Annotated in this window: 13 protein-coding genes; 8 read left to right on the plus strand and 5 right to left on the minus strand. The window is 70.3% G+C overall.

Annotated elements, in window-relative coordinates; genetic code table 11:
- Positions 1 to 239: 239 nt before the first annotated feature.
- The 3 genes from ACQEU8_RS16580 to ACQEU8_RS16590 all read left to right on the plus strand — a co-directional run bounded on the left by ACQEU8_RS16580 (position 240) and on the right by ACQEU8_RS16590 (position 3,227).
- The gene (locus ACQEU8_RS16580; protein WP_433101285.1) at positions 240 to 1,610 is read left to right on the plus strand and encodes a radical SAM protein; all 1,371 of its coding nucleotides are present in this window, start codon (positions 240 to 242) and stop codon (positions 1,608 to 1,610) included.
- Positions 1,603 to 2,541 carry a hypothetical protein gene (locus ACQEU8_RS16585; RefSeq protein WP_433101287.1) on the plus strand — a complete coding sequence of 313 codons (939 nt, stop codon included), beginning with the start codon at positions 1,603 to 1,605 and terminating at the stop codon, positions 2,539 to 2,541. The genes ACQEU8_RS16580 and ACQEU8_RS16585 overlap by 8 nt, the downstream gene beginning before the upstream one ends.
- A gap of 110 nt (positions 2,542 to 2,651) precedes the next feature.
- On the plus strand, positions 2,652 to 3,227 hold the full coding sequence (locus ACQEU8_RS16590) for a hypothetical protein (RefSeq protein ID WP_433101289.1): 576 nt from the start codon (positions 2,652 to 2,654) through the stop codon (positions 3,225 to 3,227).
- A gap of 10 nt (positions 3,228 to 3,237) precedes the next feature.
- Here the strand turns inward: ACQEU8_RS16590 and ACQEU8_RS16595 are convergent, their stop codons facing one another.
- The gene (locus ACQEU8_RS16595) at positions 3,238 to 3,654 is read right to left on the minus strand and encodes a Fur family transcriptional regulator (RefSeq protein ID WP_433101291.1); all 417 of its coding nucleotides are present in this window, start codon (positions 3,652 to 3,654) and stop codon (positions 3,238 to 3,240) included.
- Between the two features lie 210 nt (positions 3,655 to 3,864).
- On the opposite strand from ACQEU8_RS16595, the gene katG reads away from it, so the two are divergent.
- Positions 3,865 to 6,081, plus strand: coding sequence for a catalase/peroxidase HPI (katG, locus tag ACQEU8_RS16600; RefSeq protein WP_433102447.1), 2,217 nt, complete (start codon positions 3,865 to 3,867; stop codon positions 6,079 to 6,081).
- 86 nt (positions 6,082 to 6,167) lie between these two features.
- On the opposite strand, the gene ACQEU8_RS16605 is transcribed toward katG, so the two are convergent.
- Positions 6,168 to 6,923, minus strand: a complete 756-nt coding sequence (locus ACQEU8_RS16605; RefSeq protein ID WP_433101293.1) for a helix-turn-helix domain-containing protein — start codon at positions 6,921 to 6,923, stop codon at positions 6,168 to 6,170.
- A gap of 232 nt (positions 6,924 to 7,155) precedes the next feature.
- On the opposite strand from ACQEU8_RS16605, the gene ACQEU8_RS16610 reads away from it, so the two are divergent.
- From ACQEU8_RS16610 to ACQEU8_RS16620, 3 genes are read left to right on the plus strand one after another with little or no spacing between them, the layout of a single operon-like run.
- Complete coding sequence (locus tag ACQEU8_RS16610; RefSeq protein WP_433101295.1) at positions 7,156 to 7,827, plus strand: DUF4097 family beta strand repeat-containing protein; 672 nt, start codon at positions 7,156 to 7,158, stop codon at positions 7,825 to 7,827.
- A gap of 32 nt (positions 7,828 to 7,859) precedes the next feature.
- On the plus strand, positions 7,860 to 8,819 hold the full coding sequence (locus ACQEU8_RS16615) for an ATP-binding cassette domain-containing protein (RefSeq protein WP_433101297.1): 960 nt from the start codon (positions 7,860 to 7,862) through the stop codon (positions 8,817 to 8,819).
- Positions 8,816 to 9,634: an ABC transporter permease gene (locus ACQEU8_RS16620; RefSeq protein WP_433101299.1), complete on the plus strand. Its 819-nt coding sequence runs from the start codon at positions 8,816 to 8,818 to the stop codon at positions 9,632 to 9,634. The genes ACQEU8_RS16615 and ACQEU8_RS16620 overlap by 4 nt, the downstream gene beginning before the upstream one ends.
- Positions 9,635 to 9,724: 90 nt before the next feature.
- Here the strand turns inward: ACQEU8_RS16620 and ACQEU8_RS16625 are convergent, their stop codons facing one another.
- The 3 genes from ACQEU8_RS16625 to ACQEU8_RS16635 all read right to left on the minus strand — a co-directional run bounded on the left by ACQEU8_RS16625 (position 9,725) and on the right by ACQEU8_RS16635 (position 13,849).
- Positions 9,725 to 10,990, minus strand: a complete 1,266-nt coding sequence (locus tag ACQEU8_RS16625) for a M20 metallopeptidase family protein (protein ID WP_433101301.1) — start codon at positions 10,988 to 10,990, stop codon at positions 9,725 to 9,727.
- Between the two features lie 207 nt (positions 10,991 to 11,197).
- On the minus strand, positions 11,198 to 12,709 hold the full coding sequence (locus ACQEU8_RS16630) for an MFS transporter (RefSeq protein ID WP_433101303.1): 1,512 nt from the start codon (positions 12,707 to 12,709) through the stop codon (positions 11,198 to 11,200).
- A 21-nt stretch (positions 12,710 to 12,730) separates the two neighbouring features.
- Positions 12,731 to 13,849 carry a polyprenyl synthetase family protein gene (locus tag ACQEU8_RS16635; protein WP_433101305.1) on the minus strand — a complete coding sequence of 373 codons (1,119 nt, stop codon included), beginning with the start codon at positions 13,847 to 13,849 and terminating at the stop codon, positions 12,731 to 12,733.
- Positions 13,850 to 14,217: 368 nt separating this feature from the next.
- On the opposite strand from ACQEU8_RS16635, the gene ACQEU8_RS16640 reads away from it, so the two are divergent.
- On the plus strand, positions 14,218 to 14,871 hold the full coding sequence (locus tag ACQEU8_RS16640) for a class I SAM-dependent methyltransferase (RefSeq protein ID WP_433101307.1): 654 nt from the start codon (positions 14,218 to 14,220) through the stop codon (positions 14,869 to 14,871).
- Positions 14,872 to 14,979 lie beyond the last annotated feature (108 nt).

The following is a 14,979-nucleotide window of genomic DNA, read 5'->3' on the forward strand; positions in this document are numbered from 1 at the left end:
GCCGTCGTACGCGCGGTCACGTGCTGTTCCGGGGGGAAGGAGCCGAGGCCCGCTGGGGGAACGACCTGCCCGGGGTGCCGGCCGATCGGTCCGGGAGGGGTCCCGCCGCTGCGGGGGCAGAGTATGGGGGAACGCCGGTGCTGCTGTGGGCAATCCGTGATTCGGCGGACGTATACGTCGCGCCGTGATCCGATCTGTTGCGTATCGGCAGGGCGGCGACGAGCGGCTGGAGCGATTCTTTGAACGAAGCCCAGGACATTTTCGCGATCCCACTGGAGGACGAGGCGTACCTCGTGTACGCGCCGCTGCACGGAGTGGCCTTCGCCGCTACGAAGGGCCTGGTGGGGGCGCTTCCGGGCGTCCTGACCGAGGGGGAAGGCGAGGACAGTGTGGTCGCGTTCGCCCGCGAGGCCGGGCTGCTGAGAACGCCGCCCTCACCCGTCACACACCGCCGGGGCGATCCCTCGCCGACCGAGGTGACGCTCTTTCTGACGACGGCGTGCAATCTGCGCTGCACCTACTGCTACGCCTCGGCGGGTGACGCCCCCGCGACGTTCATGACGATGGACGTCGCCAAGCGGGGGATCGACTTCGTCATCGACAACGCCAGGCGCGAAGGGGCGCCGTTCGCCGGGGTGAACTACCACGGTGGCGGGGAGCCGAGCGTCCACTGGAAGCTGATGACCGAGTCGTTGGCGTACGCCCGTGAGCGGGCCGGCGACCTCGAGGTCATCGCGGCGTCCGCGGGGAACGGCGTGTTCACGGACCGCCAGATCGACTGGATGATCGCCAATCTCAACGGCGGTATGAGCCTGTCGTTCGACGGTCTGCCCGAAGTGCACGACAAGCACCGGCCGACCGCGCAGGGCAAGGGGTCGAGCCCGCGCGTCATGCGCACCATGCGACGCTTCACCGAAGCGGACTTCCCCTACGCGGTGCGGCTGACCGTCACGGCCGAGCAGATACCGCTGCTGCCGGACTCCGTCGAGTTCATCCTGTCGAACTTCACGCCGAAACGCGTACAGGTGGAGCCCGCCTATCAGTTGGGGCGGCACGAGGGGAAACCCGACGCCGAGACCGAGGACTTCATCGCCGCCTACCGCGAGGCACAGGCCCGTGCTGCCCGGTTCGGTCATGAACTGATCTACAGCGCGGCCCGGGTCGGGACGCTCACCAACCACTTCTGCGGCGTTACCCAGGACAACTTCTGTCTGAGCCCCTCGGGCAATGTGTCGGCGTGCTTCGAGGCGTTCTCCGAGGACAACGAGTTCGCGGACGTCTTCTTCTACGGTTCGTCGGGACCAGGGCCCGGCGGCTATACGTTCGACATGGACGCGCTGGAGAAGCTGCGCGGGCTGGGCGTCGAGCAGCGGTCCTTCTGCGACGGGTGCTTCGCCAAGTGGAACTGCGCGGGCGACTGTTACCACAAGTCCCTGGCGGCGAACGGACGGGGAGAATTCGCCGGTTCGCAGCGCTGCCACATCACCCGGGAGCTGGTGAAGGACCAGCTCCTCAGCCGCATCGCGGATTCGGGCGGCCTCATCTGGCGCGACGGCCGCGACGGCGAGCCCTGCGCCGTGCATGGAGACGGGGGAGACCGGAATGAATGACGTCATGCTGCCCTGGCCGGAGCCGAGACGCCCAGGGAAGGACAACGGCGGGAAGGACAAGGGTGGGAGCGGGAAGGGCGAGCCCGCTCCGCACTACGAGATTCAGCGGGTGAACGCCGACGGCTCCACCGGGCCCGTCGAGGTCCTGCCCATCACCCGGCCGCCCTGGGCGGCGAAGTCCGGGCGGCGCGGCTTCCTCGGCGCGGGCATCGCCTCGTCGGTCGCGGCGGCCCTGCTGCTCAGCGGCTGCGGCGACGACGACTCCAAGTCCCCGTCGTCGCCCTCTCCCACCGACACCGACAGCGGAACGCCCTATCCGACCGGCACCGACTCCTACACCCCGTCGCCCACCGAGTCGGACACCCCCACGACCGATCCGCCGACCGACGTGCCGACGTATCCGACGGAGACCTCACCCACCTACCCCGATCCGGATCCGACGTACGGCACCACTGGAGGGATGACGACCGGCAGCACGACGAGCGGAAGCACGGGCGGCGGAGGCACCGTCTGCACCTGCAACAAGGTCTGCACCTGCATCCCCGTCTGCCAGGCACACGAGCTGCTGAACCCCGATCCGGTCGTACGGCGGATGGCGGAGACCGTCGTGATCGCCATGGGCGCGCGCGAGCTGCCGTATCTGCGGTGGGCGGCGAGTGAGGCGTCCGCTCCCCTGCGTACGCGCATCGAGGAGCTCATCGAGACGGTACGCGGCGGGCGCGGTCCGGGGCCCGACGATCTGGCCGATCCCGGCTGCGCGCCGTATCTCACTTCCGGCAACCCCGTGATCGCCATGATGGCCGCGCAGGTCCTCGTGCTGCGCGCGCTGCGCGGGGCGGGACTGAGCGGTGTCACTGCGGAACGCGCGGCGGAGGCGCTGACCGCGGGGCACGCCCTGCACCTGGAACGCGCGCCTGCCTGGAGCGGGTGATGCGGTGGGGCCGGTGATGCGGTGGGGTCGGTGATGCGGTCGGGCCGGCGCATCTTTCGGGTCGAGGGGCCCTCGGCCTCTGTCAGTGGCGTCTTCTAACGTCGTCCGGCATGGGAAGCCACTTCCAAACCGTCGTCGACCTGGATGCCACTCCGCTCGACGCGCCGGCCCTCGCCGCCCGTGGCCTCGACTGGCTCGTCGGGGAAGGCATCGTCCTCGCCGAGCGCACCGACTGCGTTCTCGGCGCTCCCCTGGGGCACCCGCCAGGGCCGCGCTGGGCGGAGGCCGTGGACGAGGAGGACTGGGGGCCCGGCGACGGGCTCAAGATCGATACAGGGCGCACCGTCTTCAACGGCGGCCAGGGCGACCCCACGTACGCGGGCTGTCCGCACTGCGGCGCTCATGTGGACTTCTACACCGAGGAGTTGGAGGAGATCGAGGGCAGCTGGGAGCCGTTCGGGAAGGCCATGGAGACGTGGTACGAAACGGGCCGGGCCGCCGTCGGCTGCCCGGACTGCGGTCGGACCGGTGATGTGACCAAGTGGACCTGGGACGGCGATTTCTACGCTTTCGGCTATCTGGGCTTCGAGTTCTGGAACTGGCCGGAATTCAGCGCCCGCTTCCTCGACCGCTTCGCGCACGCGCTGGGGAGCCATCGCACTGCCCTGGTCTGGGGCAAGCTGTGAGGAGCCGAGTTCAGGCGCGGGCGCAGTCGGGGCACAACCCCCGGTACGTCATCTCGACGTCGGAGACGGTGAAGCCGAACCGCTCGGAGGCGGGCAGATCGGCCAGCGGGTCGCCGTCCGGATGTACGTCACGGATGGTGCCGCAGTCGGAGCAGACCAGGTGGTGGTGGGGGCGGTGGGCGTTCGGGTCGTAGCGCTTGGCACGGCCGTCGGTGGCCACTTCGAGCACCTCGCCGAGCAGCACCAGTTCGCCGAGGGTGTTGTAGACGGTCGCGCGGGAGATCTCCGGCAGCCGGTCGGCCGCGCGTGCCAGCACCTCGTCCGCGGTGAGATGGACGTGCTCGCCGTCGAGTACCTCGGCGACAACCCGGCGCTGGGCGGTCATCCGCCAGCCACGTCCGCGCAGCCGTTCCAGCAGGTCACTCATGGCCACCAGCCTAACCATCGTCCGACAACCGTCTGACAAGGAGATGACGGGGGTGGTTGTCGTATTGACTTGGATTTCGTCCATCGTAGGATCGAGTCCAGCGACAGCCAAGGGGCAGGACACGGGCAGGACACCGCAGGAAAAATCCACCGTTGGGTAGTTCCTGGACCGTGGTCAGCCGAGTCCGGGAGGATTCCCATGTCCGAGAACATGTCTGAGAACCATGAAGCGATCGTCGTAGACGCGAAGACGGAGGACACAGGCGGCTGCCCGGTCGCGCACACGCGCGCCCCGCACCCGACCCAGGGCGGCGGAAACCGTCAGTGGTGGCCCGAGCGGCTGAACCTGAAGATCCTCGCGAAGAACCCCGCCGTGGCCAATCCGCTCGGTGAGGAGTTCGACTACGCGGAGGCGTTCCAGAGCCTCGATCTCCAAGCGGTGAAGCGGGATATCGCGGAGGTGCTCACCACCTCGCAGGACTGGTGGCCGGCCGACTTCGGCCACTACGGCCCGCTGATGATCCGGATGGCCTGGCACAGCGCCGGTACGTACCGGATCAGCGACGGCCGGGGTGGCGCCGGTGCCGGTCAGCAGCGCTTCGCCCCGCTCAACAGCTGGCCGGACAACGCCAGCCTCGACAAGGCCCGCCGGCTGCTGTGGCCGGTCAAGAAGAAGTACGGCCAGAACATCTCCTGGGCCGACCTCATGATCCTCACCGGCAACGTCGCCCTGGAGACGATGGGCTTCAAGACGTTCGGCTTCGCCGGTGGCCGTGAGGACGTATGGGAGCCCGAGGAGGACGTGTACTGGGGCCCCGAGACCGAGTGGCTCGGCGACGCCCGCTACACCGGCGACCGCGAGCTGGAGAACCCGCTCGGCGCCGTCCAGATGGGCCTCATCTACGTCAACCCGGAGGGCCCCAACGGCAATCCGGACCCGATCGCCGCGGCCCGCGACATCCGGGAGACGTTCCGCCGCATGGCGATGAACGACGAGGAGACCGTCGCCCTCATCGCCGGTGGCCACACGTTCGGCAAGACCCACGGCGCCGGCCCCGCGGACAACGTCGGCCCGGACCCGGAGGCCGCGCCGATGGAGCAGCTGGGTCTCGGCTGGCAGAGCACGCACGGCACGGGCGTGGGCAAGGACGCCATCACCAGCGGCCTCGAAGTGACCTGGACGACCACCCCGACCCGGTGGAGCAACGGGTTCTTCAAGAACCTCTTCGAGTACGAGTACGAGCTCACCAAGAGCCCGGCCGGCGCCCACCAGTGGGTCGCGAAGAACGCCGAGGAGATCGTCCCCGACGCGCACGACCCGTCGAAGAAGCACCGCCCGACGATGCTCACCACGGACCTGGCGCTGCGCTTCGACCCGGTCTACGAGCCGATCTCCCGGCGTTTCTACGAGAACCCAGCGGAGTTCGCCGACGCCTTCGCCCGGGCCTGGTACAAGCTCACCCACCGTGACATGGGCCCGAAGTCGCTGTACCTCGGCCCGGAGGTCCCGGAGGAGACCCTGCTGTGGCAGGACCCGCTGCCGGAGGCGGAGGGCGAGGCCATCGACGCCGCGGACGTCACGGCCCTCAAGGCCAAGCTCCTCGACTCGGGGCTGTCCGTCTCCCAGCTGGTCACCACCGCGTGGGCGTCGGCCTCGACGTTCCGCGGCAGCGACAAGCGCGGCGGCGCCAACGGTGCCCGTATCCGGCTGGAGCCGCAGCGGGGCTGGGAGGTCAACAACCCCGACGAGCTCGCGACGGTGCTGCGCGTCCTGGAGTCCGTCCAGCGGGAGTTCAACTCCGGTGCCAAGAAGGTCTCCCTGGCCGATCTGATCGTGCTCGGCGGCTGCGCTGCCGTCGAGAAGGCCGCCAAGGACGCCGGATACGACATCGAGGTCCCGTTCACCCCGGGCCGGGTCGACGCGACGGAGGAGCACACCGACGCGGAGTCGTTCGCGGCGCTGGAGCCGACCGCCGACGGTTTCCGCAACTACCTCGGCAAGGACAACCGGCTGCCGGGCGAGTACCTGCTGCTCGACAGGGCCAACCTGCTCACGCTGAGCGCCCCCGAGATGACGGTGCTGGTCGGCGGTCTGCGGGCGCTGGGCGCGAACTACGATCAGTCGAAGCTCGGCATCCTCACCGAGACCCCGGGCAAGCTCACCAACGACTTCTTCGTCAACCTGCTCGACATGGGCACCTCGTGGAAGGCGACGTCCGAGGACGCGAACACGTTCGAGGGCCGCGACGCCACCACCGGCGAGGTCAAGTGGACCGGCAGCCGCGCCGATCTCGTCTTCGGATCCAACTCCGAGCTGCGCGCCCTCGCGGAGGTCTACGCGAGCGACGACGCGAAGGAGAAGTTCGTGAACGACTTCGTGGCCGCGTGGGACAAGGTGATGAACCTCGACCGGTTCGATCTGGCCTGATCACGGTCTGATCCGAGTCTGACCTGACGTCCAGGCCGGCCCGCCGCGTGCGGGCCGGCCTGGACGTTTCGTTTTCCGGCTTTCGGCTATCCGCGGTCCGGGCTCGGCTCAGCGGCGCCGTCCGAGGGCGTTCCGGGTTTCGTGTGGAGGATGTCGCGGGCCTGCTCCGCGGCGCGGACGGTGCTCTCGGAGACGAAGTCGAGGAAACGGGCGATGCTCTCGAAGCGGACACCGGCCGGGGTGTGGGGGCCGAGGATGCCGACGCCCTGCCGTGCGGTCTCAACGACCTGGGCCATGGACCGGGCGCTGGCCATCATCGACTGGTACATGATGTCGTCGTCGACGACGTATCGCTCGCGGCGGCGTTCGTCGCGCTCCCGGCGGACCATGCCCTGGCCGTCGAGGAACGCGATCGCTTTGGAGACGGACGCCGCGCTGACGTCCAGGCGCTGGACGAGTTCCGACGCGGTGAGGCTTCCGGTGTCGGTGAGGATGAGGGAGGCCAGGACCCGCGCCATCATCTTCGGCATGCCCGACTGCATCATGACGGTGGTGAACGTCTCCTCGTACGCGCGGACCGCCTCGGCGTCGCGCCCGTAGGCAGGCGCGGGCGCCTCCGCGCCCCGGGGCGCGGCCTGCCGGCGCCGGTGGGCGCGGCGTTCGGTGGCGCGGTGGGCCAGGTCGGCGCGGTAGGCGGTGGGGCCGCCGTTGCGCATGACCTCGCGGGTGATCGTCGAGGTCGGACGGTCGAGACGTCGGGCGATCTCCGCGTAGGCGAGGCCGTCGGCCAGCCCCAGCGCGATCTGCTGACGTTCTTGCTGGGTGAGCCTGCCTCCGGGCATCGCGGTCTCCTTCGTGCTCCTCGAGTGCCTCCACCATAGCGTTCACCTCCAATCCATTGCAACGAGCGGGCAGGTTTTGTTGCGTTAGCTTCCGACCCATTGCAACAAATTAATGACTCTGACCTGCACTTATGCAGAAGGAACGCAACGAGTCTGTTGCCGGATTCTTGAACGCAACGTAGCTTTTCCGTTGTCAGAAACAAGGAGCCAGCAAGCAGCCAAGGAGCACACCATGCAGAAGTTCGACACCCCCGCCGCGATCTCCACCGTCATCGACATCCCCGCGGGACGCATCCAGCTCATCGCCGCCGACCGGTCCGACACCACGGTCGAGGTCCTGCCCGCCGACCCCTCGAAGAGCCGTGACGTGAAGGCGGCGGAGCAGATCGAGGTCGCCTACGGCGACGGCGTCCTGCGGATCCAGGCCCCGGAGGCGAAGAACCGGATCCTCGGCCACACCGGGTCCGTCGAGGTGACCGTCCAGCTGCCCGCCGGCTCCCACGTCGAGGCGAAGTCGGCCGCCGCCGAGTTCCGCGGCGTCGGACGGCTCGGCGACGTCGTCTGCGCGGACGGCCACCGCTCGGTCAAGATCGACGAGGCCGCGAGCGCCCGCCTCACCGTCCTCGACGGCGACGTCCTGGTCGGCCGGCTGGGCGGCCCCGCGGAGATCAGCACCCAGAAGGGCGACATCACCATCGACGAGGCCCTGGCCGGTTCCCTCGCGCTGAGCGCCCAGATGGGCAGCGTGTCGGTCGGTGCCGCGGCCGGGGTCTCCGCCTCCCTGGACGCCGGAACCGGCTACGGCCGGATTCACAACGCCCTGAAGAACACCGACGGCGCCGGGGCCGGCCTGACCATCCACGCGACCACCCAGCACGGCGACATCACCGCCCGCAGCCTCTGAAACCGCCTGCGGCCTCCAAAGGAGCATCCACCATGACCAGCTTGGCCATCGCGGCGAACGGGCTGCGCAAGTCGTACGGCGACAAGACCGTCCTCGACGGCGTCGACCTGGCCGCCCCCGAAGGAACGATCTTCTCCCTGCTCGGCCCGAACGGCGCCGGCAAGACCACCGCCGTGAAGATCCTCTCCACCCTGATCTCCGCCGACCCGGGCACCGGCGACATCCACATCGGCGGCCACAACCTGGCCACCGAGCCCCAGGCGGTACGCGCCGCGATCGGCGTCACCGGTCAGTTCTCCGCCGTCGACGCCCTGATCACCGGCGAGGAGAACATGCTCCTCATGGCGGACCTGCACCACCTCTCCCGCAACGAGGGGCGGCGCACCGCGGCCGAGTTGCTGGAGCGCTTCGACCTGGTGGAGGCCGCGCAGAAGCCCGCATCCACCTACTCCGGCGGTATGAAGCGCCGTCTGGACATCGCCATGACCCTGGTCGGCAATCCGCGGATCATCTTCCTCGACGAGCCGACCACCGGCCTCGACCCGCGCTCCCGCCACAACATGTGGCAGATCATCCGCGAGCTCGTCGCCGACGGCGTCACCGTCTTCCTCACCACCCAGTATCTGGAGGAGGCCGACGAACTCGCCGACCGTATCGCCGTGCTCAACGACGGCAGGATCGCCGCCGAGGGGAGCGCGGAGGAGCTCAAGCGGCTGATCCCCGGCGGACATGTCCGACTCCGCTTCACCGACCCGGCCGCGTACCAGAGCGCCGCCTCCGCGCTGCGCGAGGTCGCCAGGGACGACGAGTCCCTCGCCCTCCAGATACCCAGCGACGGCAGCCAGCGCGAGCTGCGCTCCCTCCTCGACTGGCTGGACTCGGCCGGCATCGAGGCCGACGAGCTGACCGTGCACACCCCCGACCTCGACGACGTCTTCTTCGCCCTGACCGGCGGCGGCGTCCCCAACCAGCCCAAGGAGACTGTCCGATGAGCGCCCCCCTGGCTCCCGCCCGCCCGACCCGGATCTCCCTCGCGGTGCGCGACTCGTCCACGATGCTGCGCCGCAACCTCCTGCACGCCCGGCGCTACCCGTCCCTCACCCTGAATCTGCTGCTCACGCCGATCATGCTGTTGCTGCTCTTCGTCTACATCTTCGGCGACACCATGAGCAGAGGCATCGGCGGCGGCGGTGCGGACCGCGCCGAGTACATCGCCTACCTCGTACCCGGCCTCCTGCTGATGACCATCGGCAGCACCACGATCGGCACCGCGGTCTCCGTCTCCAACGACATGACCGAGGGCATCATCGCCCGCTTCCGTACGATGGCGATCCACCGCGGCTCGGTGCTCGTCGGACATGTCATCGGCAGCGTGCTGCAATCGATCGCCAGCGTGGTCCTCGTCGGCGCCATCGCCGTGGCCATCGGCTTCCGGTCCACGGACGCCACCGTCGTGGAGTGGCTGGCAGCGTTCGGACTGCTCGTGCTCTTCGCCATGGCACTCACCTGGGTCGCGGTCGGCATGGGCCTGATCAGCCCGAACGCCGAGGCCGCCGGCAACAACGCCATGCCCCTGATTCTGCTGCCGCTCCTGTCCAGCACCTTCGTCCCGCTCGACGCGATGCCGGGCTGGTTCCAGCCGATCGCCGAGTACCAGCCGTTCACACCCGCCATCGAGACCCTGCGCGGCCTGCTGCTCGGCACCGAAATCGGCCACAACGGCTGGATCGCCGCCGCCTGGTGCCTCGGCCTCGCGGTCCTCGGCTACTTCTGGTCCGCCGCGAAGTTCAACCGCGACCCCAAGTAACGGCCATGCCGGAGGACCCCCTCCCGCCACGCGCCCCACCCAAAGGCGGCGTACGCCGACAACCGTCGGCGTACGCCGCCTCGTTCGTGCTCAGTTGCCGGCGGTGCGTTGGGAAAGCCAGCCGGACATGGCGCGGACGCCGGTGGGGATGGCTTGCTCGGCGGGGGCGAAGTCGGGGTAGTGGGGGTAGGCGGTGGTGATGGGGGTGTTCGGGGGGTGGACGCCGAGGAAGGTGTAGGTGCCGGGGAGGCGGTCGAGGTAGAGGGCGTAGTCCTCGCCGTTGAAGGGGAAGGCGGCGTGCAGTTCGGTGACCGCGCTGCGGCCGAGAGTGCGGCGGAGGTGGTCGGCGAGTACGCGGGCGTCCTGTTCCGGGCAGACCATGGCGGGGAACGGCTCGGTGGGGAAGGTCACCGTGGCGCCCGCGTAGGACGTGGCCAGTCGGCGGATGTCGGCGCGTACTTCCGTGTATCGCTCCTCGGGCCAGCAGCGGTAGGAGACGCTCACCTTGGCGTCCTGTGCTGCCGCACGGACGGCGACGAACCTGGCCAGCGGCCCGTCGGGCGTCTGGACGTCGGCGACCATCCGCTCCAGGTCAGCGGCCGTCTGCGGGGGCGTCACCGTGGCGAGCGCGCCGATCTCGGTGGCCAGGCGCCGTGCGGCATCGGGCGCTTCCGGACCGGAGAGGGTCACCTCCGCGCGGTCCTGGCCCGGCAGCCCGTAGCCCGGGGTCACGGCGAACCGGCCCACCGGAAACGGACCGCAATGCAGCGCGTGGATCTCCGCGTCGCCAGTACGCTCCAGCACACCCGTGTCGATCACCGCGCGGGCACCGGCCAGCGCCTCCTCGGCAGGCTGGAAGACGAATACCACCGTCCCGCTCAACTGCCGCCGCAGCCGCGCCAGGACACGCGCGACGCCCAGGCCCACCGTGGTGTGGATGTCGTGCCCGCACACATGCGCGGGCGCCGTACCGCCCCCGACGATGCCTCCCGGCGGCACCGCGTCCATGTCCGCCCGGTAGGCGACGGTACGGCCCGGACGGGAGCCCCGGAGGACGCCGACGACCCCATGACCGCCCACCCCGGTGGTGACCTTCAGCCCGGCCGCCCGCAGTTCCCTGGCCACCACTCCGGCGGTACGCCACTCCTCGCCCGGCGCCTCGGGGTGCTGGTGGAGGTCCCGCCGCAGCTCGATCAGCCGGCGCTCCACGCGCGCCACCTCGGCGTCGACGGCCGCCTGCGGTACCGGCCGGCCCCGCCCGGCGGCGACGGCTTGCCCCGCGGTTCCCCATACGACTCCCGCACCGGCCGCTGCCGCGCCGGTGAGCAGTGCACGGCGTGCGAGAACGTGCTCCATGGGTTGCTTCATCTGTTCCCCACATGTTCGTTGTGGGCCGTGGCCGAGGCCGTGGCCGCCCGGTAGCGGAATCCCCGAACACACCATCTCCGCAACGGATGCCGTCGCCCATGCGGCTGGCACCCCCTAGGGAGGGGTGGTAGCGCCACCATCGGCGCCACATGCCGTGACAGGTCGACCCAGACCGTCACATGCCCTCACATGCCCTCACATACCGTCGGCCGGAACCGTGTCGCCGCGACCATGGGTACGGCCCGAACTGTCGGGCGCGGCGCGGGAAGTCACCGGCCACAGCGCCGCGAGGACGCCGCTGGCGACCGTGGTGGGGGCGACGGCGCAGGTGGTGAGGGCGAAGGCCCGCAGCCAGGGCACGCCCGCGCCGGTGAGCGAGAAGAACACCGCGCCGAACACGCATACGCCCAGTGCGGCCCCGAGTTGCTGCACGGAGGCGATCACTCCCGACGCCGCACCGGAGTCGGCAGGTGCCACCGTACGAAGCGTCATCGCCAAGGCGGGGGCGAGGAAGCACCCCATCCCGGTGCCGGCCACACCCAGTGCGGCCATCAGCCACGGCACCGCGCCGCACCAGGCACTGACCGCGCACATCGCGTACCCCGCGCACGCCACCGCTGCGGCCAGGCACAGCAACCGCCGGTCGGAGAACAGCCGGGCCAGCCCGGGGGCCAGCAACGAGGCGAGAGCGAAAGAGCCCGCGGCGGGCAGCAGCCCTGCTCCCGTCGCCAACGGCCCCCACTCCAGGCCCTCTTGCAACAGCAGCCCGAGGACCAGGAGGAACGACGTCACACCACTGTTGATCAACGTCAGCAGCGCCAGCCCCCGGCGGAAGCCGGTCGAGCGCAGCAACCGCGGAGGAATCATCGGCGTACGGCCCCGCCGCTCCACCTCGCGCTCGTGCCGTACGAAGGCTGCCGCCAGCGGCAGTGCGCCGACCAGACACAGCCGGCACCACAACGGGTAGCCGAGGTCCCGCCCCACCACCAACGGCACGGTGCACAGACCCAGCGTGCCCACGGCCACCGCCGTGCCGGCCAGGTCGAGATCGGGGCGGCTCCGGGCGCTTGCCGGTTGCCCGGCGGAGGGCAGCCGCTGCCGGCGCGGGCCGGAAACCCACGGCAGCAGCGCCAGGGCTCCCGCCCCCACCGGCACGTTCACCAGGAACACCGCCCGCCAACCCAGCCCGGCCACATCCGCCGCCAGCACCCAGCCGCCCACCAGTTGCCCGCTGACGGCACCCACCCCCATCGCGGCCCCGATCACCGCGAAGGCCATCCTCCGGTCCCGCTCCGCCGAGAAGAGGAGCTGTGCCGCCCGGTAGACCTGAGGCACCATCAGTGCCGTCCCGGCGCCCTGGAACAGGCGTGCCACCACCAGCACCCCGGCACTCGGCGCGAGCCCGCAGACCGTCGAGGCCCCGGTGAACAGCGTCATCCCGATACCGAAGACCCGGAAGGAACCGAAGGTGTCCCCCAGCCGTCCGCCCGCGATCACCCCGGCTCCGTAGACCAGTTGATAGCCCGCCAGGATCAACTGCTGGTCCCCCGGGTCCGCGCCGAGGCCGTGCCGCAGCGCGGGCATCGCCACGACCACGATGAGCACGTCCAGATTGGTCAGGAACGCGCCGCACACCAGCACGCCGAGTGCCACCCATCGACGCCCGGCGTCCGGACCACCCGCCGACATGGCCGCCGACGCAGTCATACGACCACTCTCGGTGCCCGGCTATCCGGCCCGCCCGGCCAGGGCAGGCGGGCGTGTCGGCTCCAGCAGCATCGTCTCCGCGTCCACCCGCGCACGCAGGCAGTCGGCGAACGGCGACGCGGGAGCGAGAGTGTCCAACAGCGTGTACGCACGGCCGCTCAGCTCGGCGAGGAACCGGTTGTAGGGGCGCACGACTTCGGGAGCGCGCATCATGTCGGCCAGCTCCCGGCGCTTGCTCTCCACGGTGGCCGCCTGATCCAGCAGGGCCAGCGCCCGCTCCCGGTCGGCGACCGGGGCCGTCCGCAGCAGATGGACGAGCAGATAGGTCGCCGTCCCGTTCCGCAAGTCCTCACCAGGACCGCCGCACAGGTCGTCGTGGTCGTTGCGGAACTGCGCGAGCAGCCCCAGGATGTGCCCGAACTCGCCCCAGGCCGCGATCGACTGCTCCTCGGTGCCCTCCAGGAGCGCTCCGTCGGCGTACGGCTCCGCACGCCCCTGACAGCGGGGCGGAGTGTGGGCGTACGGCCGGTCGCCACGCGTGCCGTGGGCGAGTCGGGCGGCCATGAGGCACGCCATCTCGTAGATCGAGGCGCTCTTCTTCCGGTACACCTCCAGCACCTCGTCGGTCCCGACATCCTGCGGGCGGTTGAGGATGTCGCCGATCTGTCCGTCGGTCGCGCGGGTCCAGCCGTCGAGATAGTCGGCCGTCAACCGGCGGCGCAGCGGAACAGGCAGCGGTGCGGCCTCCAGTGCGCGCAGCGGCAGGGCGTACCCAGCCTCCAGGGCAGCCATCATGGCGACGCCCCGGTCCACCCCACGCAGCGGAAGCTGCTCGACGTCACCGTCGACGAAGTCGTCGAGCACATTGGCGGACCGCCACCACAGCGCGTGCACTCCGGCAACGGGCACAGCGGGTTCGGGCTCGCCGTTGACCGCCGCATGGACGAGCAGCGGCAGCGAGAACTCGTGCGGGGTCTCCCGGCCGCCGGCGATCAGCGCCTGCACGGCGGACCGCAGCGAGTCATGGTGCCCGCAGTAGTCGTCGAGGAGTGCGGTGAGGTAGCGCCGCACCTGGGGGAAGACGTCCTGGACGCGGGTCTCCGCCTCCTGCCAGGTGGCGCGATTGCCGGGGAGGGACACAGTTCTCCTGGGATCGGCGGATCTTCCGGAGCCCTCTGAGGCCCCCGCCTCCGACCTCAATCACGCTGCGTGTGGCTCCGGTAACGGTACGGAATACACTGTGGATCAACCACGCTTCCCACACAAGTCGGGCGCCGCTGCGCCAGGTTGAGGGGAGAGCCATAGGACGGGCGGCGGGACCTCGCGGATCTCGGCGGACGCCGTCACTCTTTCGGTGTCCGGTCCACTCGTGGTCTCTTGCCCGGGGCCGGGCCCGGTGCTCCACTACGTAGCCGTAGCGAATACGTCGCCGTAGCGAATACGTGGGCCGAGGGCAGTTGTCCGCGTACCGACGGCACAGAAGCACTCGGGAAGACGGAGCACCGTTGATGCCGGACGCCACCCCGCCCAGCCGGGCGGACCTTCAGCACCCGCGTTTCGCGCGTCAGTACCTCAAGATCGCGGCCGAGTCGGACCGCCGCGGCGGCGCCACGCACCGGCGGCGGCTGCTGGCGGGGCTGAGCGGCCGGGTACTGGAGGTCGGTGCGGGGCAGGGACGCAACTTCGCGCACTATCCGGACACGGTCACCGAACTCGTCGCGCTCGAACCCGAGGACACCCTGCGCACCGTCGCCCTGCGGTCGGCCGCCGCGGCGCCCGTGCCCGTCACCGTCGTTGCCGGGGAGGCAGGGCAACTGCCGGGCGGGGACGGAAAGTTCGATGCCGTCGTCTTCTCGCTCGTGCTGTGCAGCGTGGCCGACCAGCATGCCGCGCTGGCGGAAGCGGCGCGGGTGCTGCGTAGCGGCGGGCAGCTGCGCTTCTACGAGCACGTACGCTCCCGGCACCGGATCGGCGCCCTGCTGGAGGACGCCATCACCCCGCTGTGGCGCCGGGTGGGCGGCGGCTGCCATCCCAACCGGGACACCGAGGCCGCCATCCGGTCCGCCGGCTTCACCCTGGACCAGCTCGACCGCTTCGGCTTCGCCCCCACCCCGTTCCTGCCCCGCACGGCCCACATCCTCGGCACCGCGACCAAGCCGTAGCCGCGCCGAACCTGTTCGCCAACGCCCCGTCAGCCGCCGTTGTGCGCAGCCCGCGTACGCCCCTGCACCGGCATCACCGATGGGGAAGTCGTACGCTCACTCGGTGCG

Origin of the sequence: Streptomyces sp. CA-250714 (assembly GCF_050936705.1) — a bacterium.
In the GTDB taxonomy this organism is placed as follows: domain Bacteria; phylum Actinomycetota; class Actinomycetes; order Streptomycetales; family Streptomycetaceae; genus Streptomyces.